Raw genomic sequence first — 25,017 nt, 5'->3', positions numbered from 1 at the left:
CTCGCGATCCGAAGAGTTGGGCAGGGGTACGCATCGGCGGGCCTGTTGGGCGGGAGCCGAACAGCAAGGGTAATCGCCGCCCACCCCCCTTCCGTAAGCCCGAGGACCACCCGGCAACGTCCCAGCTTTGCCACAACACGAACCGTTCCGTATCGGGCACACCGGGTCACCGGAGCCCTTGTGCGCGGGGGGCGCTTCTCTGCGCCCTGAGCTGCATTCACTCGGTTACGGGTATTGGGTCCCCCTACGGGGGGAAGATGCGGGATCATGTCTGGCATGACCGAGGTGTCCTCGCTCACAGGGCGGCTGCTCGTGGCCACGCCCGCCCTGGCGGACCCGAACTTCGATCGCGCGGTGGTGCTGCTCCTCGACCACGACGAGGAGGGCTCGCTCGGTGTCGTCCTCAACCGTCCGACCCCGGTGGGTGTCAGCGACATCCTGGAGGCCTGGGCGGACCTGGCCGGTGAGCCCGGTGTCGTCTTCCAGGGCGGCCCGGTGTCGTTGGATTCGGCACTGGGCGTCGCGGTGATCCCGGGCGGCATGGCGTCCGGGGAGCGCGCGCCGCTCGGCTGGCGGCGTGTGCACGGCGCGATCGGCCTGGTCGACCTGGAGGCACCGCCCGAACTGCTCGCCTCGGCCCTCGGCTCCCTGAGGATCTTCGCCGGGTACGCGGGCTGGGGCCCCGGCCAGCTGGAGGACGAGCTGGTCGAGGGCGCCTGGTACGTGGTCGAGTCCGAACCCGGGGACGTCTCGTCCCCCGCACCGGAACGCCTGTGGCGCGAGGTGCTGCGCCGCCAGCGCAACGAACTGGCGATGGTGGCGACGTATCCGGACGACCCTTCCCTCAACTGACCGGCGGGTTCCGGCCCGGCCGCCGCCCCCGCGCCCTGCCCCGGCCGGGGTTCCTCGACGGGGCGGACGACCACGAACGCGCGGTCGCTCCTCGTACGGCTGTCCATCTGTGACGCGGGCCCGTCGCTGTAGCGGCGCGTCGTTGATTACCCTTGCTCCCATGAGCACTCTTGAGCCTGAGACCCAGCCCCAGCGCGGCACTGGGACGGGGACCCTCGTGGAGCCGACGCCGCAGGTGTCGCACGGCGACGGGGACCACGAGCGCTTCGCCCACTATGTCCAGAAGGACAAGATCATGGCGAGCGCCCTCGACGGCACGCCCGTCGTGGCCCTCTGCGGCAAGGTGTGGGTCCCGGGGCGCGACCCGAAGAAGTACCCCGTGTGTCCCATGTGCAAGGAGATCTACGAGTCCATGGGCGCCGGTGGCGACAAGGACAAGGGCGGCGACAAGAAGTAGCCGCCCCCGCGCCCTCGCGGCGCGGCTCGCCGCGAGGAGCGAGCAGACCGCGGCATCCCTGTGCGGGGTGCCGCGGTTTTGTCGTGCGCGCGTTGCACGGGTTGCGTCCTGTGGTCACAGAGTGGTGGAGACCTCTTGTGGGCATGTTCATGTACTCCATAGCCTCCGGTGTGTTGTGCAGAGCAAAACCCCCATTGCGCATGTTGCAACGCACCCCCACCGGAGGACGCTCGATGAAGCTCCCGCTGAACCTCTCCGTCCGAACGGCCGCCGCCGCGACGGCACTCGCCGTCGGCGCTCTCGCCGCCACCGCCTGCGCCCCCCAGAGCTCCGGCAACTCCGCCTCAGGGAAGGACGAGAAGACCGGCACCCTGCGCGTCTGGCTCTTCCAGGAGGTCAGCAACGCGCCGAAGGAGAAGGTCGTGGACGCCGCCGTCGGCACCTTCGAGAAGGCCCACAAAGGCACCAAGGTCACCATCGAGTACATCCCCGTGGAGACCCGGGCCCAGCGCATGAAGGCCGCCTTCAACGACCCGAAGAGCGCCCCGGACGTCATCGAGTACGGCAACACGGACACCGCCGGATACGTCAAGGACGGCGGACTCGCCGACGTCTCCGGGGAGTTCGCGCACTGGAGCGAGTCCAAGGACACCGACCCGACGGCCAGGCAGTCGGTGACGGTGGATGGGAAGATCTACGGCGCCCCCTTCTTCGTCGGCGTCCGCGCCCTTTACTACCGCACCGACATCTTCAAGGACCTCGGCATCGAAGTCCCGAAGACCCAGGACCAGTTGGTCGCCGCCGCCCGGCAGGTCAGGGCGGCGAAACCGGACCTGTACGGGCTCGCGGTCGGCGGCGCCTACACGTACGGCGCGATGCCGTTCATCTGGTCCCGCGGCGGTGAACTCGCCGAGGGCAAGGGCGGTTCGTACGCGGCGACCATCGACAGCGCCGCCGCCCAGAAGGGCATCAAGACGTACACCTCGCTCTTCGGCGACGACAACTGTCCGGCCGCCAAGTGCGCGGGCATGACCGGCAACGACACGGTCACCGCGTTCTCCTCCGGCAAGGCGGCCATGGCGATAGGCGGCGACTTCAGCCACGCGGCGATCGAGGCCGGGAAGATCAAGGGCAAGTACGCCGTCGTGCCGCTGCCGGGCCTGAAGGCGGGCGGGATCGCCCCGGCGTTCGCGGGTGGCAACAACCTCGGCGTCCTGAAGAGCACCTCGCACCGCACCCTCGCGGTCGGCCTGATGGAGGAGCTGGCGGGCAAGAAGACCCAGGCCGCGCTCTTCGACGCCATGGGGTTCCTGCCCACGTACACCGACGTGCGGGACGACGTGGCCAGGAAGCAGCCGTTCGTCGCGCCCTTCGTGAAGACGCTCGCCTCGGGCGCCAGGTTCGTGCCCGCGTCGCCGGCCTGGTCGCAGATCGACGCCTCGCTCGTCCTGCCGACCATGTTCCAGGAGGTCATCAGCGGCAAGAAGGACGTGGCGGCGGCCTCGAAGGACGCGGCGAAGAAGATGAACGACGCGTTCAGCTCCGCGGGCTGAGCCGATGACCACGCAAGAGGCCGTGGCCGGGCGGACCCCGGTGGGCGAGGCGGCGCCGGCCCGGCCCCGGCGCCGCGGGGCGGGCCCGGCCCCCTGGCTCTACCTCGCCCCCGCCCTCGTCGTGCTCGGCGGGCTGCTCGTCTACCCCGTCTACCAGCTCGGCCTGATCTCGCTCCTGAACTACACACAGGCGCAGGTCAGCGGCGGCGAGCCGACCACCTTCGAGGGGTTCGGCAACTACACGGCGCTCTTCGCCGACGACCAGTTCTGGCAGGTGCTGGCCGCCACCGTGCTGTTCGCGGGGGCCTGCGTGCTCTCCACGCTGGCCGTCGGCTGCGCGCTGGCGGTGCTCCTCACCCGGGTGCGGGCCCTGCCGCGGCTGGCGCTGATGCTGGCCGCGCTCGGCGCCTGGGCGACCCCGGCCGTCACCGGGTCCACCGTGTGGCTGTTCCTCTTCGACCCCGACTTCGGTCCCGTCGACCGGATGCTCGGCATCGGGGACCACTCCTGGACGTACGGCCGCTACAGCGCCTTCGCGCTCGTCCTGCTCGAAGTGGTGTGGTGCTCCTTCCCGTTCGTGATGGTGACGGTGTACGCGGGGATCCGCGCCGTACCGGCCGAGGTGCTGGAGGCGGCCGCGCTGGACGGCGCCTCGCAGTGGCGGATCTGGCGCTCGGTGCTCGCGCCGATGCTCCGGCCGATCCTGGTGGTCGTCACCATCCAGTCGGTCATCTGGGACTTCAAGGTCTTCACACAGATCTACGTGATGACGAACGGGGGCGGCATCGCCGGACAGAACCTCGTGCTGAACGTCTACGCGTACCAGAAGGCGTTCGCCTCCTCGCAGTACGGCCTCGGCTCCGCGATCGGTGTGGTGATGCTGGTGATCCTGCTGGCGGTCACGCTCGGGTACCTGAGACTGCTGCGCGGACAGGGAGAGGAACTGTGAGCTTTCCGGGAATCGCCGTGCGCCGGCCGTGGCGGCTCGCCGCGGAGGCGTCCGCGCTGCTGATCGCGGTGGTCGTCGCCTTCCCCCTCTACTGGATGGTGCTCAGCGCCTTCAGACCGGCCGGTGAGATCGAGTCCACCGAGCCCCGGCCCTGGACGCTTTCTCCCTCCCTGGATTCCTTCCGGCGCGTCTTCGGGCAGCAGGAATTCGGCCGCTACTTCCTCAACAGTCTTGTGGTGGCGGGCTCGGTGGTCGTCGTCTCGGCACTGATCGCGTTTCTCGCGGCGACGGCGGTGACGCGATTCCGCTTCCGTTTCCGGACCACCCTGTTGATCATGTTCCTGGTCGCGCAGATGGTGCCCGTGGAGGCGCTGACGATCCCCCTCTTCTTCCTCATGCGGGACTTCGGTCAGCTGAACACACTGGGCTCGCTGATCCTGCCCCACATCGCGTTCTCGCTGCCCTTCGCGATCTGGATGCTGCGGGGTTTCGTGAAGGCCGTACCGGACGCGCTGGAGGAGGCCGCGTACATCGACGGGGCGAGCCGTGCGCGATTCCTCTGGCAGATCCTTTTCCCGCTGGTCTTCCCGGGACTGGTGGCCACGAGCGTCTTTTCCTTCATCTCGGCCTGGAACGACTTCCTGTTCGCCAAGTCCTTCATCATCAGCGACACCTCGCAGTCCACCCTGCCGATGGCCCTGCTCGTCTTCTACAAGCCCGACGAGCCGGACTGGGGCGGCGTGATGGCGGCGTCCACGGTGATGACGATTCCCGTGCTGATCTTCTTCGTACTCGTACAACGACGACTGGTCTCCGGCCTCGGCGGAGCGGTGAAGGACTGATGGACTCATGGACATGACGGATTCCGCGCTCATTCCCGCGCCGGGTGCCGTGCGGCGCGTTCCCGGTGCCGACGGCTTCGTCATCGGCGAGAGCACCGTGATCGACGCCGGGCCCGGCACCGAGGCGACCGCGTGCTGGCTGCGGACCACGCTCGGCGCCGTGACAGGGTGCGCGCTGGCGCCCGGGGCCGAGGGCGACGGCGGGACGATCCGCCTGCGTATCGACCCGCCGGACGCGGGCCACCCCGGCCCCGAGGGCTACCGGCTGCACATCGGCGCGGACGCCGTCGCCCTCCACGGTGATGGCCCGGCCGGTGTCTTCTGGGGAGCGCAGACACTGCGTCAACTGCTCGGCCCCGACGCCTTCCGGCGCGCGGCCCTCGCGCCCGGCAGGCGATGGACCGTGCCCGCCGGCTCCGTCGAGGACGCCCCCCGATTCCCCTGGCGCGGTCTCATGCTCGACGTGTCCCGGCACTTCATGCCGAAGGAAGGCGTCCTGCGCTACCTCGACCTGCTGGCCGCGCACAAACTCAACGTCTTCCACTTCCACCTCACCGACGACCAAGGGTGGCGTGTTCAGATCAAACGCTTCCCGAGGCTGACCGAGGTCGGATCCTGGCGGGCGCGCACGAAATTCGGCCACCGCGCCTCGCCGCTGTGGGAGGAGAAGCCGCACGGGGGCTTCTACACCCAGGACGACATCCGCGAGATCGTCGCGTACGCGGCCGAGCGGCATATCAGTGTCGTGCCGGAGATAGACATCCCGGGGCACTCGCAGGCCGCCATCGCCGCGTATCCGGAACTGGGCAACTCCGACGTCGTCGACACCGCCTCCCTGACCGTCTGGGACTCCTGGGGCGTCTCCAAGAACGTACTCGCCCCCACTGACAACACCCTGCGCTTCTACGAGGGGGTGTTCGAGGAACTCCTCGGCCTGTTCCCGGCGGACGCCGGGCCGTTCTCGCACTTCTTCCACATCGGCGGCGACGAGTGCGCCAAGGACCAGTGGGAGCGGTCGCCGGCCGCGCAGGCGCGTATCGAGGAGCTGGGTCTCGCGGACGAGGACGAGTTGCAGTCCTGGTTCGTCCGGCATTTCGACAACTGGCTCTCGGCACGCGGCCGTCGGCTGATCGGCTGGGACGAGATCCTGGAGGGCGGGCTCGCGGACGGCGCGGCGGTGTCCTCGTGGCGCGGTTACCAGGGCGGCATCACGGCCGCCCGCGCGGGCCACGACGTCGTCATGTGCCCCGAGCAGCAGGTGTACTTGGACTACCGCCAGGACGCCGGGGAGGACGAGCCGGTGCCCATCGCCTACGTCCGCACCCTGGAGGACGTCTACCGCTTCGAGCCCGTTCCGTCCGAGCTCACCGAGGCGGAGGCGCGGCATGTGCTGGGCACTCAGGCCAACGTGTGGACCGAGGTGATGGAGGACCCCGCGCGCGTGGACTACCAGGTCTTCCCCCGGCTCGCGGCCTTCGCCGAGGTCGCCTGGAGCGCGCTTCCCGCCCCCGCGGAGCGTGACTTCGCAGGCTTCGAGCGGCGGATGGCCGTCCACTACCGGCGACTTGACGCCCTTGGAGTGGCCTGTCGTCCGCCCGCGGGGCCGCTTCCGTGGCAGAAGCGCCCGGGGGTGCTCGGACGCCCGATCGAGGGGGCGCCCCCAAACGTGTGAGGCGGCTCCCGGGCGGCGTGTCCCGGGCCGCAGGGTCCGTCACCGCGGCCCGACGAGGAAAAAGGCCCCCAAGAGTCTCCGAAGAGTGGCAATTCGCACTGACCGGCGATGCCGTACGAAAACGGACCATCTCCCTGGTGAGGGGGGCGAATGCCTCCTAGCGGACCCCCGCGTCGGGGGCCGGGGAAGATGTGCCAGAGTTGCCACGTCCGCCCTGTCAGCACGTACCGTACGCGCAACACAGGTGGGACCAGGTGGGGCAGCGGGAAGGGGCAGCCGGTTTGACCACGCACGCACCGCAGGCGGCGCAGGCCGTGACGCTGCCCGCCTCGCTGGACGAGGCAGTGGCGGCGCTGGCCGCCATGCCCGCCGCCGTTCCGGTGGCCGGCGGCACCGACCTCATGGCCGCGGTCAACTCCGGACAACTGCGGCCCGCCGCGCTCGTCGGCCTCGGCCGGATCAGCGAGATCCGCGGCTGGCAGTACCAGGACGGCCACGCGCTGCTCGGCGCCGGCCTCACCCACGCCCGCATGGGGCGCCCCGACTTCGCCGCCCTCATCCCCGCGCTGGCCGCCGCCGCGCGCGCCGCGGGGCCACCGCAGATCCGCAACGCGGGCACCCTGGGCGGCAACATCGCCTCGGCCGCCCCCACCGGGGACGCGCTGCCCGTACTGGCCGCCCTGGAGGCCACGCTGGTCATCGCCGGCCAGGGCGGGTCCCGCCGGGAGATCCCGGTGTCGCACCTGCTCGCGGGCATGGAGATGCTCCGCGGCGGTGAACTCATCGGCTACGTGCGCGTTCCGCTGCTGCACGCCCCGCAGGTCTTCCTGAAGGCGACGGGGCGCACCGGTCCCGGCCGGGCGATCGCGTCCGTGGCGCTGGTCCTCGACCCGGCCCGGCGCGGCGTGCGGTGCGCCGTCGGGGCCATAGCGCCGATGCCTCTGCGGCCCCTGGACGCGGAGGCATGGGTCGCCCAGCTGATCGACTGGGACAACAGCCGCGCGATCGTCCCGGAGGCGCTCACCGCGTTCGGCGAGTACGTCGCCGCCGCCTGCATTCCCGACCCGGTCCCGGCCGAGGACGGCTCCGTACAACCGCTTCCGCCCGCCGTACTGCATCTGCGCCGCACCGTCGCCGCGCTGGCCCGACGAGCACTGGGGAGGGCACTGTCGTGACCGACGACCAGCACGAAGAGGGCGCTCCGCAGGGCAGGGGCCGCTGGGATCCCCTCCCGCAGGGCGACTACGACGACGGCGCCACCGCCTTCGTCAAGCTTCCGGAGGGAGGCATCGAAGCCCTCCTCGCGGAACGGGACCGCAACAGCAACAGCCCGCTCGCGGCGCCCGGACACGGCTACGTGCCCCCGGAGATCACCACGGCGCCCCCGGCGCAGGACCAGGGCGGCACGGACGCGTGGGGCGCGCCGGCCGAGCCCCGATGGCCCGAGCAGAGCACCGGGCACCAGGACGCCGGGCATCACCGGACCACGCACGACGGCTTCTCGTACCACCCCGGCGCCACCGGGCAGTGGGACTTCGGGGAGGCCGCCCGGGAGGGCGCCCCCGGCGGTCACCACCCCGGCGGCACACCCGGGCACGACGTCACCGGGCAGTGGTCGATCCCGGTCGCCGGAGGTGATCTTCCGGACGAATCGGGCGAGTTCACCACTTCGGCACTCGTCGAGCAGTGGGGCGGCACCCCGCCCGCCACGCTCCCCGGCGGCGCGTCCGCGCCCTGGGCGACGACGGAGGCCATCGGGGAACCCTGGTCCGCCGCACCGCCGACGGGCGCTCCTGAGGCCGCTGAGGCCCCCGTGGCACCCTCGCGGCCGACACATGCCGAACCGGCCGCCGAGGCCGCCCAGCAGGCCGCCGAACGCGCTCACGAGGCCTCCGGACCGACCGCCGGACCCCTGTCCGCCGAGGGCGACCGCTCCGCACCGCTCGAAGCGCGCGCACCGGACCCCGCCCGGCCGCCCGGCCCGCCTCCGGCGACGACGACTCCACGGCCCCCGACGCCGAAGCCGCCGCCCAGGACGGCCCCGACGCCCCGGACGAGCCCTCCGACACGCCGCCCGCGCACAACGAACACCCCCTCGCCTCGTACGTCCTGCGCGTCAACGGCGCCGACCGCCCGGTGACCGACGCCTGGATCGGCGAGTCGCTGCTCTACGTCCTGCGGGAGCGGCTCGGCCTCGCGGGCGCCAAGGACGGCTGCTCGCAGGGCGAGTGCGGCGCCTGCAACGTGCAGGTGGACGGACGGCTCGTGGCGTCCTGCCTGGTGCCCGGCGTCACCGCCGCGGGCAGCGAGGTGCGCACCGTGGAGGGCCTGGCCGCCGACGGCCAGCCCTCGGACGTGCAGCGCGCGCTGGCCAAGTGCGGTGCGGTGCAGTGCGGTTTCTGCGTACCGGGCATGGCCATGACCGTGCACGACCTCCTGGAGGGCAATCCCGCCCCCACCGAACTGGAGGCCCGGCAGGCGCTCTGCGGCAACCTGTGCCGCTGCTCCGGCTACCGGGGGGTCCTGGACGCCGTGCGCGAGGTCGTCGCCGAACGCGAGGCGCACAGCGCGGCCGCCGCCGAGTCCGTGCCCGACGCGGACGAACCACGCATCCCGCACCAGGCGGGCCCCGGCGCCGGCGGAGTCAACCCGTCGGCATACGAGGACCCCTCTCCGTACGACGCCCAGGCGCCGTACGAGCAGCCGTACGGCCAGGACGGAGGCCAGGCGTGAGCAACGAGACCGTGACCGCGGCTGCCGCGGCGACCGAGACCGGACCGGAGCCGCTGCCGCACGGGCTCGGCGTGTCGCTGCCCGCCGCGGAGGCCCGCGCCAAGACGGAGGGCACCTTCCCGTACGCGGCCGACCTGTGGGCCGAGGGCCTGCTCTGGGCGGCCGTCCTCAGGTCGCCCCACCCGCACGCGCGCATCGTGTCGATCGACACCAGCCACGCGCGTGAGATGCCCGGCGTACGCGCGGTCATCACCCACGAGGACGTGCCCGGCGCCGCCTTCCACGGCCGCGGCAGGGCGGACCGCCCCGTCTTCGCCTCCGAGGTCGTGCGCCACCACGGCGAGCCCATCGCCGCCGTCGCCGCCGACCACCCCGATACCGCGCGGATGGCCGCGGCCGCCGTCATCGTCGAGTACGAGGTGCTCGACCCGGTCACCGACCCCGAGCAGGCCTTCGAGGCCGAACCGCTGCACCCCGACGGCAACCTGATCCGGCACATCCCGCTGCGCCACGGCGACCCCGACGCGGCGGGCGAGGTCGTCGTCGAGGGCCTGTACCGCATCGGCCGCCAGGACCCGGCCCCGATCGGCGCGGAGGCCGGCCTCGCCGTGCCCCGCCCCGACGGCGGGGTGGAGCTCTACATCGCCTCCACCGACCCGCACACCGACCGCGACACGGCCGCCGCCTGCTACGGCCTGGAGCCCGAGCGCGTGAAGGTCGTCGTCACCGGCGTGCCCGGCGCCACCGCGGACCGCGAGGACCAGGGCTTCCAGCTCCCGCTCGGACTGCTGGCCCTGAAGACCGGCTGCCCGGTGAAACTCACCGCTACGCGCGAGGAGTCCTTCCTCGGCCACGCCCACCGCCACCCCACGCTGCTGCGCTACCGCCACCACGCGGACGGCGACGGCAAGCTGGTGAAGGTCGAGGCACAGATCCTGCTCGACGCGGGCGCGTACGCCGACACGTCCTCGGAGTCCCTGGCCGCGGCGGTCTCCTTCGCCTGCGGCCCCTACGTCGTCCCGAACGCCTTCATCGAGGGCTGGGCCGTACGCACCAACAACCCGCCCTCCGGCCATGTGCGCGGCGAGGGCGCCATGCAGGTCTGCGCCGCCTACGAGGCGCAGATGGACAAGCTGGCGAAGAAACTCGGCGTCGACCCGGCGGAGCTGCGCCTGCGCAACGCGATGGCCACCGGTGACGTGCTGCCGACCGGCCAGACGGTGACCTGCCCCGCGCCGGTCGCGGAACTCCTCCAGGCCGTACGCGACTTCCCGCTCCCCGCGCTCCCCAAGGACACACCCGAGGACGAGTGGCTGCTCCCGGGCGGCCCCGAGGGCGCGGGCGAGCCCGGCGCCGTGCGCCGCGGCGTCGGCTACGGCCTCGGCATGGTCCACATGCTCGGCGCGGAGGGCACGGACGAGGTCTCCACGGCCACGGTCAAGGTGCACGACGGCGTCGCCACGGTGCTCTGCGCGGCCGTCGAGACCGGTCAGGGCTTCACCACGCTGGCCCGGCAGATCGTCCAGGAGACGCTCGGCATCGACGAGGTGCACGTGGCACCGGTCGACACCGACCAGCCGCCCGCCGGACCGAGCTGCCGGGGCCGCCACACCTGGGTGTCGGGCGGAGCGGTCGAACGCGCGGCGAAGATGGTCCGTACGCAGCTGCTGCAGCCCCTGGCGCACAAGTTCGGGATGTCCACCGAGCTGCTCCAGATCACCGACGGCAAGATCACGTCGTACGACGGTGTGCTCTCCACGACCGTCACCGAGGCGATGGACGGCAAGGAACTGTGGGCCACCGCGCAGTGCCGCCCGCACCCGACCGAGCCGCTGGACGCCGCGGGACAGGGCGACGCCTTCGTGGGCCTCGCCTTCTGCGCGATCCGCGCGGTGGTGGACGTGGACATCGAGCTGGGCTCGGTACGCGTCGTCGAACTCGCCCTCGCCCAGGACGTCGGCCGGATCCTCAACCCGGCGCAGCTCACGGCCCGGATCGAGGCGGGCGTCACCCAGGGCGTCGGCGCGGCGCTCACCGAGAACCTGCGCACCGCGCGCGGCCTGGTCCGCCACCCCGACCTGACCGGCTACGCCCTCCCGACCGCCCTGGACGCGCCCGACATCCGCATCGTCAAGCTCGTCGAGGAGCGGGACGTCGTCGCGCCCTTCGGCGCGAAGGCGGCCAGCGCGGTGCCGGTCGTGACGTCCCCGGCCGCCGTCGCGTCCGCCGTGCGGGCGGCGACCGGGCGCCCGGTCAACCGGCTCCCGATCCGTCCGCAGGCCGCGGTGGTGACGACCGCATGACCACGTCAGAGCCCCCGGGGGAGGAGCCCCGGCTGCCGCGGGACGGCGACGGGGACCTGCCGCGGTACGAACCCCCGCCCAGTGTCGGCAAGCTGATGATCTGGGTCCTGCTGTTCTTCGTGGCGGCCCTGGCGGTCGTGCTGGGCGGCGTGTACTTCACCTGAGGGCGAAGGCGCCGAGTCCTGCCGAGGATGGCTTGAACCGGCGTGTTTCCCGGCTGTGCCCCCTGGGTGCCTGCGTGTTTCCGGCGTTGTCAGCGGGGCGGCGTATGGTTCTCGGTCAGTGGGGAACAGCCGCTGGGCGGCGGGGTGTTCCCCGGGGGAAGCACACAAGCGTTCACATGTGCGGGGGAGCCATGAGTACGACTGACACCGATGTCGTCGGCGCGATCACGCTGACCGAGGGCGAGCTGGATCCGTACATCACGCACGCGGACACACGGCACCGGCTGACGGGTCCGGGACTGCCGTCCGACGGCACACTGCTGGAATTCGGCAGCCTGCGGGAGCACGGTCTGCGCAGGGTGACGGACCTGGCCTCGGACGCCGACAAGCTCGCCGAGGAGCTCCGTGACCAGCTGGTCATCGGGGCGCTGCGAACCTTCGACCGGGACCTGGAGTCGATCGTGCTGGACGGGTCGACCGGGAAGGTGGCCACGACGCGGCTCTCCGCCCACCCCGTCCTGATGGACCTCGCTCCGCTGGCCCCGTCCCTGGAGGCGCTGGTGCGCTTCGCGGCGGCGACGGAGGAACTGACCGTGTCCCAGGAGCGGTTCGCGTCCCACGGAGGCCGGTTCGGCCCGAAGGCGGTCACGGAGGTCTCCGAGTCGCTGACCGAGGTCTTCGAGACGGCCACGGGCGGCGAGGTGGCGGCGTACTGGCGGATGGCCGCGCTGATCCGCCCCCTCGCGCGGATCGCGGGCCCCGGCGAGGGGCTCCTGCTCGATCTGCCGCAGCGGCTGCTGGACGAGGAGTTCGGTCCGGGCGCGATCATGCGTTTCGAGGACGTCGACTTCCCGCCCGCGCTCGTGCACGAGCCGACGCGCCGCTTCCTGCGCGGGACGGGCCTGCCGGAGGACGGCCTGCTCTTCCAGCTGGACACGGAGGTGCCGCTGCCGGCCCTCACCGAGTACTACGCGGACGAGCGTCCGGAGGAGTTCACCGCCGAGGAGCTGCCCGCGACGGCGGACCGGCTCATACGCCTCGGCTATCTCCTGGAGGACACCAGCCTCGTCGTGGACGGCACGACGGGCGCGGTCCTCGCCTGGAGCGAGCCGGACGCCACCCTGCGCCCGCTCAACGCGGACATCTCCACGCTCGCCTTCACCCTCTGGCTGCTGCACCGCGAGAAGTCGATCGACGCGGCGTACGACCTCACCGACTCCTACGAGCAGCTCGCCGCGACCATGGCCCAGACCCTCGCCGCGGTCGACCCGGTCGCCTGCGACCCGACCCCGAAACTGGACGGCGACGACGGCCGGCGCTACTGGCCGGAGATATTCGAGGACCAGGCGGGTGGCTCGCTGTACGCGTAGGCGGGCCGCGTCCCGTCGGGACGTCCGGTTCGTGAGGGCTTTTGCGGGTATTTGACTGATATGAGTACCGCATCCGCATCGATACAGATGGCAGCGCCCAGCGGCCTGCTCAGCCTCGGGCTGTTCCTGGTCGCCGTGGCCCTCGTGACGCTATTGGGCGGCAGCCTCTGGCTGGGCTGCCGCATCCGAGCCCACGAACAGCTGCCGCGCCCCGAGGAGCAGCCGCAGCTGCCACCGGGCGGCGCGGTCCACGAGGTCCGAGAGGTCCGCGAGTCCGCCGAGATCCCCAAGGTGGACAAGAGCGGGCACGCCCTCACTCCGTACGAGCTGGCCCACTCGTCCCGACCGAGCGCGTCGCAGGAGCGGCGACGCTGGGACGAGGGCGGAAGCGGCTCGTTCGGCAGCGGCGGCCTGGGGCCCCACTGAGACGGCCCCCGACTGAGGCACCCCCACGGAGACCGCCCCCCCGGGAGGACGGCCCACCGGCACCGGGGCCCACGCGGACGCACCACGCGCGAGCCCCGTTCGCCTGCCCCGGGGCGGGGCAGGCGGACTTCTTGAGGCCGTGGCGGGAATCGAACCCGCGTAACTCGCTTTGCAGGCGAGTCCCTGAACCACTCGGGCACACGGCCGTGTCAGGTGCGGCACGGCTCACTCGTTCCGAACCTGATGGGTCGACCGTAGGCGGCGGTACGGGCGCGGCTCAAGAGGTCCGGGCCCGCCGCAACGGGACTGCCACACGCCGTTCACGAAGCGCCCCGCGGGTGGCGCGCGCGGGTGGTCGTACGACCAAAGAACCAGCTGATCACGGTCTTCGGACAGGAGCCAGTGCGGGTTAAGCCCCTTACGCTGACGGCCATGACCGCACTGGAACCACGGGACGCCGCAACCGCCCGGCCGCCGACGGAGGCCCAGGCCGGGGAAGGGGTGCTGAGCCGGCCGTACCGGGCGCTCAGTGTCGGGATCGTCTCCGTGGTGCTGCTGATCGCGTTCGAGGCGACGGCGGTCGGCACGGCCATGCCGGTGGCGGCCAGGGAGCTCGACGGGGTCGCGCTGTACGCCTTCGCGTTCTCGGGCTACTTCACGACGAGCCTGTTCGGGATGGTGCTCGCCGGCCAGTGGTCGGACCGGGACGGCCCCCTGGGCTCGCTGACCGCGGGAATCGGGGCCTTCGCGGCGGGGCTGATCCTGTCCGGTACGGCCGGCGGCATGTGGCTGTTCGTGCTCGGACGGGCGGTGCAGGGGCTCGGCGGCGGTCTGGTGATCGTCGCGCTGTACGTGGTCGTGGGGCAGGCCTACCCGGAGCGGCTGCGGCCGTCGATCATGGCGGGCTTCGCGGCGGCCTGGGTGGTGCCGTCCGTGGTCGGACCGCTCGCGGCGGGCGCCGTCACCGAACACCTCGGCTGGCGCTGGGTCTTCGTCGGCATACCGGTTCTGGTCGTCCTCCCGCTCGCCCTCGCCCTGCCGCAGATACGGCGGCGCACCCGCGGACGGACGGCGGACCCCGCCCCCGTACCCGCGGGCCGGCGGCGCATCCGTTCGGCGCTCGCGGTCGCCCTCGGCGCGGGGCTGCTCCAGTACGCCGCCCAGGATCTGCGGTGGCTGTCGCTCGTCCCCGCCGCGGCGGGGGCCGCGCTGCTCGTCCCGGCCGTCCTCCGGCTGCTCCCGGCCGGTACCTACCGGGCCGCGCGCGGTCTGCCCTCCGTGGTGCTGCTGCGCGGGGTCGCGGCCGGCTCCTTCGTCGCCGCCGAGTCCTTCGTGCCGCTCATGCTGGTCACCCAGCGTGGACTGTCGCCGACGCTCGCCGGGTTCTCGCTCGCGGCGGGCGGCGGGACCTGGGCGCTGGGTTCGTACGTCCAGTCGAGGCCGCGCGTGGAGCCGTACCGGGAGCGGCTGATGTTCTTCGGGATGGTGCTGGTCGCGGCCGCGATAGCCGCCGTGCCCGCTGTGCTCGTGCACGCCGTGCCGGTGTGGACCGTCGCCGTCGCCTGGGGGTTCGGCTGCTTCGGGATGGGGCTGGTGATCGCCTCGACCAGTGTGCTGCTGCTCCATCTCTCCGCACCCGAGGAGGCCGGCGCGAACTCCGCCTCGCTGCAGATCTCCGACGCCCTCTCCAACATCGTCCTGCTCGCGGCGGGCGGTGCGGCCTTCGCCTCCCTGGGCGGCGGCACGGTCACGGACACGGCCACCTCGGCGGCCGGCTCCCACCCCGCCGCCTTCGCCGCCGTGTTCCTGCCGATGGCCGGGGTGGCGCTGGCGGGCGCCTGGGTGACGACCCGGCTGCGGGAACGGTGACCGTGAACCGGCCGACCGTGAACCGGCCGACCGTGAACCGGCCGACCGTGAACCGGCCGACCGTGAACCGGTCGACCGCGGCGGCCGGGTGGCTCTACCGTGACGCCGTGGAAGAACTGCCGCTCCGTCTCGCCCCGGGCCTCGCGCGCGACCTCGCCGACCTCGCGGACGCGCGGGACCAACTGCCCGAGGAGGTCGCAGTGGACGCCGTACGCCGGTATCTGCGCGACGAGGGCGAGCACGTCCGCTCGCTCGCCACCCGGCTCGCGGAAGACCACGCCGGACTGCTGAGAAGGCTCGGCGAATGAGCGCTGTCGACCCCGGTGACCCCGTGAACCCCGCGGGCCCGACCCGGCACCTCACCGTCGCCGAGGTGACGGACATCGCCCGGATCGCCTTCGGCGGCACCGCCCCCGAGACACGGGAGCCGGGACTGCTGGCCTCCGCCGTGCACCGCCCGCGCGCCCGCATGCTCGGCGTCGCCGCCTACACCGACCTCTACGAACAGGCCGCGGCCCTGCTGCACGCGCTCGCCGCCAACCACCCCTTCGTCGACGGCAACAAGCGCACGGCCTGGCTGTCCGCCGCCACCTTCCTCGCCGTCAACGGCGTCGACCTCGGCGGCTGCGACCAGGCGGCGGCGTACGACCTGGTCATCGACGTGGCGTCCGGCGAGGAGAGCGGGCTCGGGGTGATCGCGGCCCGGCTGCGCGCGCTGTGAGGTGGGTCGCATCCACGGGTGCCCCGGCGTCGTCCGCGCGGTGACACATCCGGGTCGCCGGTAGGGTGGCCCGGTTGTCATACGTAGCCGAGCCGCTCGACCACCCCACGGAGACCGTGACTACCACCGCCGCCACCGCTTCCTCCTCGCACCACCTCTCACCCGCCTTTCCCGGGCGCGCCCCCTGGGGCACCGCGGGCAAGCTGCGCGCCTGGCAGCAGGGGGCGATGGAGAGGTACATCCAGGAGCAGCCGCGCGATTTCCTCGCCGTCGCCACCCCAGGCGCCGGCAAGACGACGTTCGCGCTGACCCTCGCGTCCTGGCTGCTGCATCATCACGTGGTGCAGCAGGTGACCGTGGTCGCGCCGACCGAGCACCTGAAGAAGCAGTGGGCGGAGGCCGCGGCGCGGATAGGGATCAAGCTGGACCCCGAGTACAGCGCGGGCCCGCTCAGCAAGGAGTACCAGGGTGTCGCCGTGACGTACGCCGGGGTCGGCGTCCGGCCGATGCTGCACCGCAACCGCTCCGAGCAGCGCAAGACCCTCGTCATCCTCGACGAGATCCACCACGCCGGTGACTCCAAGTCCTGGGGCGAGGCCTGTCTCGAAGCGTTCGAGCCGGCCACCCGGCGGCTCGCGCTCACCGGTACGCCGTTCCGGTCCGACACCAACCCGATCCCCTTCGTCACCTACGAGGAGGGGAACGACGGGATCCGGCGGTCCTCCGCCGATTACACCTACGGGTACGGGTCCGCCCTCGGCGACGGGGTCGTGCGGCCCGTCATCTTCCTCTCCTACAGCGGCAACATGCGGTGGCGCACGAAGGCGGGCGACGAGATCGCGGCGCGGCTCGGGGAGCCGATGACCAAGGACGCCATCAGCCAGGCCTGGCGCACCGCGCTCGACCCGCGCGGCGAGTGGATGCCCAGCGTGCTGCGCGCCGCCGACCAGCGGCTGACCGAGGTGCGCAAGGGCATCCCGGACGCCGGTGCCCTCGTCATCGCCTCCGACCAGGACTCCGCCCGTGCCTACGCCAAGCTGATCCGCGAGATCACCGGGACGAAGGCGACCCTCGTCCTGTCCGACGACACCGGCGCCTCGAACCGCATCGACGAGTTCAGCCACGGCGACGACCGGTGGATGGTCGCGGTGCGCATGGTGTCCGAAGGCGTCGACGTTCCACGGCTCGCCGTCGGTGTGTACGCGACCACCATCTCGACCCCCCTGTTCTTCGCGCAGGCCGTGGGCCGTTTCGTCCGCTCCCGGCGGCGCGGCGAGACCGCTTCCGTCTTCCTTCCGACCGTCCCCGACCTTCTCGGCTTCGCCAACGAGATGGAGGTCGAGCGCGACCACGTCCTCGACAAGCCCAAGAAGGAGGGCGAGGAGGACCCGTACGCCGAGTCCGAGAAGGAGATGGACGAGGCGAACAAGGAGCAGGACGAGGACACCGGCGAGCAGGAGCAGTTCTCCTTCGAGGCGCTGGAGTCCGAGGCCGTCTTCGACCGGGTGCTGTACGACGGCGCCGAGTTCGGGATGCAGGCCCACCCGGGGAGCGCGGAGGAGCAGGACTACCTCGGCATTCCCGGGCTGCTGGAGCCCGACCAGGTGCAGATGCTGCTGCAGAAGCGGCAGGCCCGGCAGATCGCGCACAGCCGCAAGAAGCCCGACGAGGAGGCCGATCTCCTCGAACTCCCCGCCGAGCGGCGTCCGGTGGTCTCGCACAAGGAGATGCTGGAACTGCGCAAGCAGCTCAACACCATGGTCGGCGCGTACGTCCACCAGAGCGGCAAGCCGCACGGGGTGATCCACACCGAACTGCGGAGGGTGTGCGGCGGCCCGCCGAGCGCGGAGGCCACCGCGGGGCAGCTGCGGCAGCGGATCGCCAAGGTGCAGGAGTGGGCCACCCGGATGCGGTGACGCCCCGTACACAGGGTCCGCCCGACACCGCGCGCGCCGATCGGGGTCGGCGCGCGCTTCGTGCGTGCCACGACGTGCGCCACCGCAGGGGAACCGGGGCGTGCGCGCTGTGTGCGGGGGTGGTGCGCGCCGTGTGGCGGGCGCCGCGTGTAACGGGACAAAGGGAGGGAGTCCGTACCGGCCCCTGCCCGGATTCTGGACGGAGACTTCCGCTGAGCGGACCGGCTCGCTACTGTCACGCTACGCACACGCCCCGTGGCAGCGCCGCCGCGGAGCGCAGCCGTGTAGCGACTCCGCCCGGGAAGAGCCCGGGTCGTCAGCCGACGGCGGCCTCTGAAGCGCGTCGCCGACGGGACTCGGTGCCGCGACCGCCCGGAGGGGGCCGCCGACCTCACCACTAAGGAGTGGGCGTCGTGACCGCGGAGACCTCTCAGACGCTCGACCGGGGACTGCGTGTCCTCAAGCTGCTCGCCGACACGGATCACGGGCTGACGGTCACCGAGCTCTCGAACAAACTGGGTGTCAACCGGACCGTCGTGTACCGGTTGCTCGCCACCCTGGAGCAGCACGCGCTGGTACGCCGTGATCTGGGCGGCCGCGCCCGGGTCGGGCTCGGGGTGCTGCGCCTGGGCAGCCAGGTGCATCCGCTGGTACGGGAGGCCGCGCTGCCCGCGCTGCGCGCACTGGCCGAGGACATAGGGGCCACCGCCCACCTCACCCTCGTCGACGGGACCGAGGCCCTCGCCGTCGCCGTCGTCGAACCCACCTGGACCGATTACCACGTCGCCTATCGCGCCGGGTTCCGCCACCCGCTGGACCGGGGTGCGGCGGGCCGCGCGATCCTCTCCGCCCGGCAGGCACCCGTGGGCGAGCCCGGATACACGCTCACGCACGGGGAGCTGGAGGCGGGTGCGAGCGGCGCCGCGGCACCGCTCCTCGGCGTGACCGGTGTCGAGGGCAGCGTGGGCGTCGTCATGCTCGCGGACTCCGTGCCGGAGCGGGTCGGGCCGCGGGTCATGGACGCGGCCCGTGAGGTCGCGGACGCGCTGCGCTGAAGCCGGCCCGGCGGCCCGGCGGACGACGCCCTGAAGATCCGGGAGGGCACTGCCGTTAGATTGATCCCGTGCTCTCTCGCCTCACACGCCCCAAGGCCGTCGCCGTCTGCGCCGTTCCCGTCGTGGCCCTGCTCGCCACGGCGGTGTTCGCGCCGCTGCCGTTCTCCCTCGCGCAGCCCGGCCTGACGGCGAACGTCCTCGGCGAGAACAGGGGTGACCCGGTCATCACGATCAGCGGGTCGCCCGTCCGCCGGACCCGCGGACAGCTGCGGATGACGACGATCGAGGCGACCGGGCCGGACGCGCGCGTCTCGCTCGGTGACGTGATCAGCGGCTGGTTCGCCACGGACCGGGCGGTGATGCCCCGCGACTCGGTCTACCCGAGCGGGAACAGCGTCAAGGAGATCGAGCAGCACAACGCCGACGAGATGAAGCAGTCGCAGGACACGGCCACCGAGGCGGCGCTGTCCTATCTGCACGAGAAGAACGACGTGAAGGTCACGCTCAAGCTGGCCGACGTGGGCGGCCCCAGTGCCGGACTCCTCTTCACGCTCGGCATCATCGACAAATTGGACGGCGACGGCAGCGGCGGCGACCTCACGGGCGGTCGCACCGTCGCGGGTACGGGGACGATCGACGCGGACGGCAAGGTCGGCGCGGTCGGTGGCGTGGCGCTGAAGACGCAGGCCGCGCGGCGGGACGGCGCGACGGTCTTCCTGGTTCCGAAGGCCGAGTGCTCGGACGCCGAGGCCGAGCTCCCGAAGGGGCTGCGGCTGGTGGCGGTGACCACGCTCAAGGGGGCGGTCGACGCGCTGGTGTCCCTGGAGAAGGGGAAGGGCTCGGTGCCCGGCTGCTAGGGCGGGGCTACCAGCCGCGTCCCCAGCCTCACATTGCGATACACCTAGGCGGCGATGGCGGGCCTGGGTCCGGAGGCGAGGCGCAGGCCCACCTCCACCAGGGTCCAGCCGAGGCGGGTGCGCAGTTCGCCCGGTGCCCGGGCGGCGACGGCGAGCCGGTGGGCGTCGGCCTGGGCGCGGAGGTCGGCGGCGCGGACGTGGTGCAGGGCGAGGTGCGTCTGGGCGTCGAGCATCGGAGTACCTCTCAGGTCTGTTTGAAGGGGAAGAGGTGCGTGTGGATACGTACCTGCTCCGCGCCGGGGGTGTCCTCTTCGGCTTCCAGCGGGCGGTAGCTGCTCAGCAGTTCGTGCATCTTCGTGACCAGCTCGGCCGCCTGGCCGGGTGTCAGGCGTACCGTCATGTCGCTCATGTCGGTGGCCCCGGACCAGGCGTCGGGCCAGTCGCTCCGGGTGGCGATCCAGGTCGACAGCTCACGGGTGTGGCTGTTCGCGACCTCGTGCAGGAACAGGTCGGCGGCTCCGCGGACCGCGGGGTCCGCGTCGTTCAGCTGGGCGCTGTCGTAGATCAGAGCCTGGTGGGACGCCCTCCACCAGCGCTCCCGCCCCTTGCCGTGCTCCGGGGCGTCCTCGACGAAGCCGTGTGCGGCGAGCTGGCGCAGGTGGTAGCTGGTGGCGCCGCTGGACTCGCCGAGCCGCTCCGCCAGTTGCGATGCGGTCGCGGGTCCACCGCGGCGCAGGGCGGTCAGCAACTGCATGCGCAGAGGGTGCGCGAGTCCGCGCAGCGAGCGGGCGTCGAGCGTGTGGTGCTGCGGTTCCCGGGGCTCCGTCATGAGTACAAAGATAGCATTGCAAAGAAATGCTTGCAACCACTTCTTTGCAACTAGGGTCTCCGGAAGGGTCGCGTCAGGGCCTCAGCCCTGTTTCACGAACCCCTCCGCCGTCATCCAGTCCAGTGCCACCTCGTGCGGATCCTGCCCCTGCACGTCCACCTTGGCGTTCAACTCCTGCGCCACCGTGTTGTCCAGCTTCCTCGTCACCGGGTCGAGGACCCGGGCGATCGCCGGATATCGCTTCAGCGCCCGGGAGTTGATCGCGGGCGCCGCGTTGTAGTTGGGGAAGAACTTCTTGTCGTCCGCCATCACGGCCAGGTGCATCGAGCGGATGCGCCCGTCCGTGGTGAACACCTCCCCGTACGTGCAACTCCCCTTCGCCACCTGGGTGTAGATGATCCCGGTGTCCATCTGTGTGATGTTCTTCGCGGGCACGCTCATCCCGTACGCCTTCTCCATGCCCGGCAGCCCGTCGGCCCGGTTGGCGAACTCGCTCTCCACGCAGAGCGTGACCGCGCCGGGGTCTTTCCTGGACAGCGCGGCCACGTCGGAGAGCGTCTTCGTGCCGTACTTCCGGAAGTTGGCCTGGTTCATGGCCAGCGCGTAGGTGTTGTTGAGGGCGGACGGCGGCAGCCAGGTGATCCCGTTCCTCAGGTCGGCGTCGCGCACCGCCTGCCACTGCTTCCGCGGGTCGGGGATGGGCTTGCTGTTGCCGAGGTACGTGATCCAGGCGGTGCCCGTGTACTCGTACATGCCGTCCGCGTCGCCGCTCTTGACGGCCTCCCGGGCACCGATCGACCCCTGGATCCCGGTCCGGTCGAGGACCTCCGCACCGGCCGCCTGGAAGGCGATACCCATGATCGCGCCGAGGATCAGCTGCTCGGTGAACTCCTTCGACGTCACCGTGAGATGCGCGCCCTTGAGCGGCAGCCCCTGCCCGATGGAGCCGGGCCCGACGTCGTCGACCATGGGGGAACCGCTGGTCAGACCGCAGCCGGAGAGAAGCACCAGCGCACCGGCCAGCAGCGCGCGCGGACCCGTCCGCCTCATGAGCCCGCCTCCAGCCCCCGCGGCCGCAGCAGCAGTTCGGCCAGCGAGGCCAGCCAGTCCACGAGCAGCGCGAGCGTCACGGTGAGGACCGAACCGAGCACCAGGACCGGCATCCGCTGGTTGGTGATGCCGGTGGTGATCAGGACGCCGAGGCCGCCGCCCCCGCCGAAGGTGGCCAGCGTGGCCGTACCCACGTTCAGGACCAGGGCCGTGCGGACACCGGCCAGGATCAGCGGGACGGCCAGCGGGAGTTCGACGCGGGACAGGACACCCATCGGGGACATGCCGATACCGCGCGCGGCCTCCAGGAGCGTCGGGTCGTTGGCCTTCAGACCCGCGATCGTGTTGGAGAGGACCGGCAGGATGGCGTAGACGGTGATGCCGATCAGGGCCGCCTTCTGCCCGGTGCCGAGCCAGATGACCAGCAGCGCCAGCAGACCGATGGCCGGGGTGGCCTGCCCCATGTTGGCGAAGGCCATCGCGACCGGGCTCGCCTTCCGGAACATCCCGCGGGTGAGCAGGACACCCAGCGGGATCGCGATGATCAGCACGAAGAACGTCGAGATCACGGTCAGTTCGATCTGCTGCCACAGGGCCTTCGACACCTGCCCGTTCGACAGCGCGTTCCTGGAGATGGGGTCGAGGGCGGCCTGCTGGAACCACAGCCAGGTGGCCAGCAGCACGGCCGCCAGCACCGCCGGCAGGACGGTCAGCTTCTGCCAGGTGATCCGGCGCCGCGGCGCGGCGGGCGGTGGCACGGGCTCCCGCTCGTCCGGGAGGCCGGCGTCCCCGGGGAGGACCTCGTCGTCGGGGAACGCGCCGTCGTCCCGGAACGCGAGCCCTTTGACCTCGTGCTCGCCCTCGGGCCTGCGGCCGGGCGGGGGAGTCCTCATGCCTTCGCCTCCCCGCCCGGACCCTCCTGCTCGAAGTGGGTCTGCTGGGCGCGCGCGTCCTCCAGTTCGTGCTGGTGCTCCATCGCCTCGAGCCGGTCCTCCTCCAGCAGCTCGTGCACGGAGTTCATCAGCGTCTCCATGTCGACGACACCGATGTACTCGCCGCGCCGCCCCGTCACCGCGACCCGGCCGGTGTTGTCGGTGAGCACGGCCTCCAGCGCGTCCCGCAGCGTGGCGTCCCGGGTCACCGTGTCGTGGACCAGCGTGCCCGCCCGCGCCAGCGAACCCTTGGCCCGCATCAGGTCGCCGCGCCGCAGCCACTTGTAGGGACGGCGCCGCTTGTCGAGGAGCAGGATCTCGTTCGTCCCGCTGCTCCGGAGCTTGTTGAAGATCTCCTGGAGCCGGTCGTTGACGGTGACCGTCGGATAGTCGGTGATCTCCACGTCCCGCACCCGGGTGAGGTTGAGCCGCTTCAGCGCCGCGCCGGCTCCCACGAACCCCGACACGAAGTCGTCGGCGGGGTTGGTGAGGATCGCCTCAGGGGTGTCGAACTGCGCGATGTGCGAGCGCTCGCGCAGGACGGCGATCCGGTCGCCCAGCTTGATCGCCTCGTCGAAGTCGTGCGTGACGAAGACGATCGTCTTGTGCAGCTCGCGCTGGAGCCGGATCAGCTCGTCCTGGAGATGGTCGCGGGTGATCGGGTCCACGGCGCCGAAGGGCTCGTCCATGAGCAGGACGGGCGGGTCGGCGGCCAGCGCCCGCGCCACGCCCACCCGCTGCTGCTGGCCGCCGGAGAGCTGACGCGGATAGCGGCCCTGGAACTCGCCCGGGTCGAGGCCGACCAGGTCCAGCATCTCCTCGACCCGCGCCCGGATCCGCGACTTCGGCCAGCCGACCATCTTCGGTACGAGGGCGATGTTCTGGGCGACCGTCATGTGCGGGAAGAGCCCGGACGACTGGATCGCGTACCCGATCCTGCGGCGCAGCTTCACCGGGTCCATGTCGGTGACGTCCTCGCCGCCGATGCGGATGCGGCCGCCGGTCGGTTCGATCAGCCGGTTGATCATCTTGAGTGTGGTGGACTTGCCGCACCCGGACGGGCCGACGAAGACGACGAGTTCGCCCGCCTTGATCTCCATGTTGACGCTGTCCACGGCGGGGTCACTGCTGCCCGGATAGCGCTTGGTGAGGTGCTCCAGTTCGATGGTGGCGCCGGTCGTGGACGTGTGCGCGACAGCGGCGGCGTGCCCGTCCCGCCCGGCCTCGGTCGTCTCAGCCACGGATCCCCCTCGGGATGGTCAGCCGCCCGACGAGCACGTACGCGGCGTCGAACAGCAGCGCCAGGATGATGATCCCGACCGTGCCCGCGAGTACCTGGTTGAGCGCGTTCTTGCTGCCCAGGGACCCGATGCCACGGAAGATCTCGTTGCCGAGGCCGGGCCCGGAGGCGTAGGCCGCGATGGCCGCGATGCCCATCAGCATCTGTGTGGAGACCCGGATGCCGGTGAGGATCGGCGGCCAGGCGAGCGGCAGCTCGACCTTCAGCAGCCGCGCCACCCGTGACATGCCGATGCCCTTCGCGGCGTCCACCAGCGCGGGGTCGACCCCGCGCAGGCCCACGATCGAGTTGCGTACGACCGGCAGCAGTCCGTACAGCGTCAGCGCGATCACGGTGGGCGGGACACCCAGACCCACGATCGGGATCAGCAGGCCGATCATGGCGAGCGACGGGACGGTCAGGATGGAGGAGGTGGTGACCGTGGCGAGGCCGCCCGCCCAGTCGCTGCGGTAGGTGACCACACCGAGCACCACGCCGATGAGGGTCGCGACGACCATGCACTGGAAGACCACGCTGGCGTGCTGGTACGCGTCCATGAGCAACTGCTGATGGCGGTTGCTCAGGTACTCCCAGAAGTTCACGCCGCCTCACCCTGTCGTCGGTCAGTGCTCGGCCGCCGCCTGTTCCACCAGCGGGATGATCCGCAGCGGCACGGCGTTCTCCATGACGATCGCCGTGGAGGCCCGGACGATGCCATCAAAACCGACGACCCGGTCGATCACCCGCTGGAGATCGGCGTTCGAGCGGGCCACCAGCCGGCACAGCATGTCCCCGCTGCCGGTGGTCGTGTGCAGCTCCAGCACCTCCGGGACGGTCGCCAAGTGCGCCCGTACGTCGGGGCCTTGCCCCTGCCGGATCTCCAGCGTCGCGAAGGCCGTCACGGGGTACCCGAGCGCCGCCGGATCCACCTGCGGGCCGAATCCCCGGATGACTCCATTCGACTGAAGACGGTCCAGCCGGGCCTGCACCGTGCCGCGCGCGACCCCCAGCCGCCGGGACATCTCCAGGACGCCGATCCGCGGCTCCCGCGCCAGCAGCACGATGAGCCGGCCGTCCAGATGATCGATCGCCATGGGTGCCTCCGGAGTGGTCATCCTGTACAGACCGCCCGCCGTTCGCGGCAGGCCGCTGAACACATTGCCCAGCCGATACGCAAACTATTGCGCA

At 71.7% G+C, this 25,017-nt stretch carries 24 protein-coding genes, 1 tRNA gene and 1 pseudogene; 18 read left to right on the top strand and 8 right to left on the bottom strand.

Annotated elements, in window-relative coordinates:
- Positions 1-276: 276 nt before the first annotated feature.
- From HEP85_RS16115 to HEP85_RS16060, 12 genes and pseudogenes are all read left to right on the top strand, one after another.
- Positions 277-852, top strand: a complete 576-nt coding sequence (locus HEP85_RS16115; protein ID WP_168528367.1) for a YqgE/AlgH family protein — start codon at positions 277-279, stop codon at positions 850-852.
- 160 nt (positions 853-1,012) lie between these two features.
- Entirely contained in the window at positions 1,013-1,309 is a 297-nt protein-coding gene (locus HEP85_RS16110) for a DUF3039 domain-containing protein (RefSeq protein ID WP_010986534.1), read from the top strand.
- Between the two features lie 233 nt (positions 1,310-1,542).
- Positions 1,543-2,862 carry an extracellular solute-binding protein gene (locus HEP85_RS16105; protein ID WP_168528366.1) on the top strand — a complete coding sequence of 440 codons (1,320 nt, stop codon included), beginning with the start codon at positions 1,543-1,545 and terminating at the stop codon, positions 2,860-2,862.
- Between the two features lie 4 nt (positions 2,863-2,866).
- Positions 2,867-3,811, top strand: coding sequence for a carbohydrate ABC transporter permease (locus HEP85_RS16100; protein WP_168528365.1), 945 nt, complete (start codon positions 2,867-2,869; stop codon positions 3,809-3,811).
- Positions 3,808-4,653, top strand: coding sequence for a carbohydrate ABC transporter permease (locus HEP85_RS16095; protein WP_168528364.1), 846 nt, complete (start codon positions 3,808-3,810; stop codon positions 4,651-4,653). Before HEP85_RS16100 ends, HEP85_RS16095 begins: the two co-directional genes overlap by 4 nt.
- 13 nt (positions 4,654-4,666) lie before the next feature.
- Complete coding sequence (locus HEP85_RS16090) at positions 4,667-6,325, top strand: beta-N-acetylhexosaminidase (RefSeq protein WP_369658121.1); 1,659 nt, start codon at positions 4,667-4,669, stop codon at positions 6,323-6,325.
- A 281-nt stretch (positions 6,326-6,606) separates the two neighbouring features.
- Complete coding sequence (locus HEP85_RS16085) at positions 6,607-7,500, top strand: xanthine dehydrogenase family protein subunit M (RefSeq protein ID WP_369657734.1); 894 nt, start codon at positions 6,607-6,609, stop codon at positions 7,498-7,500.
- A pseudogene (locus HEP85_RS16080) lies at positions 7,497-9,058 on the top strand (2Fe-2S iron-sulfur cluster-binding protein). The gene HEP85_RS16085 and the pseudogene HEP85_RS16080 overlap by 4 nt, the downstream one beginning before the upstream one ends.
- Complete coding sequence (locus tag HEP85_RS16075) at positions 9,055-11,361, top strand: xanthine dehydrogenase family protein molybdopterin-binding subunit (RefSeq protein WP_168528363.1); 2,307 nt, start codon at positions 9,055-9,057, stop codon at positions 11,359-11,361. The pseudogene HEP85_RS16080 and the gene HEP85_RS16075 overlap by 4 nt, the downstream one beginning before the upstream one ends.
- Entirely contained in the window at positions 11,358-11,525 is a 168-nt protein-coding gene (locus HEP85_RS16070) for a hypothetical protein (RefSeq protein ID WP_168524948.1), read from the top strand. The genes HEP85_RS16075 and HEP85_RS16070 overlap by 4 nt, the downstream gene beginning before the upstream one ends.
- A gap of 191 nt (positions 11,526-11,716) precedes the next feature.
- Positions 11,717-12,895 carry an SUKH-4 family immunity protein gene (locus HEP85_RS16065; RefSeq protein WP_168528362.1) on the top strand — a complete coding sequence of 393 codons (1,179 nt, stop codon included), beginning with the start codon at positions 11,717-11,719 and terminating at the stop codon, positions 12,893-12,895.
- Between the two features lie 60 nt (positions 12,896-12,955).
- Entirely contained in the window at positions 12,956-13,321 is a 366-nt protein-coding gene (locus HEP85_RS16060) for a DUF6479 family protein (RefSeq protein WP_211117986.1), read from the top strand.
- A gap of 134 nt (positions 13,322-13,455) precedes the next feature.
- On the opposite strand, the gene HEP85_RS16055 is transcribed toward HEP85_RS16060, so the two are convergent.
- Positions 13,456-13,527: transfer RNA gene (locus HEP85_RS16055), tRNA-Cys, on the bottom strand.
- Positions 13,528-13,753: 226 nt separating this feature from the next.
- Here HEP85_RS16055 and HEP85_RS16050 point away from each other — a divergent pair.
- The 6 genes from HEP85_RS16050 (at position 13,754) to HEP85_RS16025 (ending at position 19,739) form a co-directional block, all read left to right on the top strand.
- The gene (locus HEP85_RS16050) at positions 13,754-15,190 is read left to right on the top strand and encodes an MFS transporter (protein WP_356011724.1); all 1,437 of its coding nucleotides are present in this window, start codon (positions 13,754-13,756) and stop codon (positions 15,188-15,190) included.
- Between the two features lie 62 nt (positions 15,191-15,252).
- Positions 15,253-15,498 (top strand): hypothetical protein, encoded by a 246-nt coding sequence (locus HEP85_RS16045; protein ID WP_248001950.1) that lies wholly within the window; start codon positions 15,253-15,255, stop codon positions 15,496-15,498.
- Complete coding sequence (locus HEP85_RS16040) at positions 15,495-15,911, top strand: type II toxin-antitoxin system death-on-curing family toxin (protein ID WP_168528361.1); 417 nt, start codon at positions 15,495-15,497, stop codon at positions 15,909-15,911. The genes HEP85_RS16045 and HEP85_RS16040 overlap by 4 nt, the downstream gene beginning before the upstream one ends.
- A gap of 116 nt (positions 15,912-16,027) precedes the next feature.
- Positions 16,028-17,827, top strand: coding sequence for a DEAD/DEAH box helicase (locus HEP85_RS16035; protein ID WP_168528360.1), 1,800 nt, complete (start codon positions 16,028-16,030; stop codon positions 17,825-17,827).
- Between the two features lie 413 nt (positions 17,828-18,240).
- Positions 18,241-18,882, top strand: coding sequence for an IclR family transcriptional regulator (locus tag HEP85_RS16030; RefSeq protein ID WP_168528359.1), 642 nt, complete (start codon positions 18,241-18,243; stop codon positions 18,880-18,882).
- A 68-nt stretch (positions 18,883-18,950) separates the two neighbouring features.
- Positions 18,951-19,739 (top strand): S16 family serine protease, encoded by a 789-nt coding sequence (locus HEP85_RS16025; protein WP_168528358.1) that lies wholly within the window; start codon positions 18,951-18,953, stop codon positions 19,737-19,739.
- A 44-nt stretch (positions 19,740-19,783) separates the two neighbouring features.
- Here the strand turns inward: HEP85_RS16025 and HEP85_RS16020 are convergent, their stop codons facing one another.
- The 7 genes from HEP85_RS16020 to HEP85_RS15990 all read right to left on the bottom strand — a co-directional run bounded on the left by HEP85_RS16020 (position 19,784) and on the right by HEP85_RS15990 (position 24,923).
- Positions 19,784-19,972: a hypothetical protein gene (locus tag HEP85_RS16020; RefSeq protein WP_168528357.1), complete on the bottom strand. Its 189-nt coding sequence runs from the start codon at positions 19,970-19,972 to the stop codon at positions 19,784-19,786.
- Positions 19,973-19,983: 11 nt separating this feature from the next.
- Entirely contained in the window at positions 19,984-20,568 is a 585-nt protein-coding gene (locus HEP85_RS16015) for a transcriptional regulator (protein ID WP_168528356.1), read from the bottom strand.
- A gap of 81 nt (positions 20,569-20,649) precedes the next feature.
- The gene (locus tag HEP85_RS16010) at positions 20,650-21,618 is read right to left on the bottom strand and encodes a glycine betaine ABC transporter substrate-binding protein (protein ID WP_168528355.1); all 969 of its coding nucleotides are present in this window, start codon (positions 21,616-21,618) and stop codon (positions 20,650-20,652) included.
- On the bottom strand, positions 21,615-22,511 hold the full coding sequence (locus tag HEP85_RS16005) for an ABC transporter permease (RefSeq protein WP_168528354.1): 897 nt from the start codon (positions 22,509-22,511) through the stop codon (positions 21,615-21,617). The genes HEP85_RS16010 and HEP85_RS16005 overlap by 4 nt, the downstream gene beginning before the upstream one ends.
- A complete protein-coding gene (locus tag HEP85_RS16000; RefSeq protein ID WP_168533673.1) occupies positions 22,508-23,716 on the bottom strand; it encodes a betaine/proline/choline family ABC transporter ATP-binding protein in 1,209 nt (402 codons plus the stop codon). The genes HEP85_RS16005 and HEP85_RS16000 overlap by 4 nt, the downstream gene beginning before the upstream one ends.
- Positions 23,717-23,783: 67 nt before the next feature.
- The gene (locus tag HEP85_RS15995) at positions 23,784-24,431 is read right to left on the bottom strand and encodes an ABC transporter permease (RefSeq protein WP_168528353.1); all 648 of its coding nucleotides are present in this window, start codon (positions 24,429-24,431) and stop codon (positions 23,784-23,786) included.
- A gap of 21 nt (positions 24,432-24,452) precedes the next feature.
- Positions 24,453-24,923, bottom strand: a complete 471-nt coding sequence (locus tag HEP85_RS15990; RefSeq protein WP_187285622.1) for an Lrp/AsnC family transcriptional regulator — start codon at positions 24,921-24,923, stop codon at positions 24,453-24,455.
- Positions 24,924-25,017: the final 94 nt, after the last annotated feature.

This window comes from Streptomyces sp. RPA4-2, assembly GCF_012273515.2.
Taxonomy (GTDB): domain Bacteria; phylum Actinomycetota; class Actinomycetes; order Streptomycetales; family Streptomycetaceae; genus Streptomyces; species Streptomyces kaempferi.
Note: the sequence above shows the minus strand (reverse complement) of the source record. Positions and strands in the feature narration are given on the sequence as shown.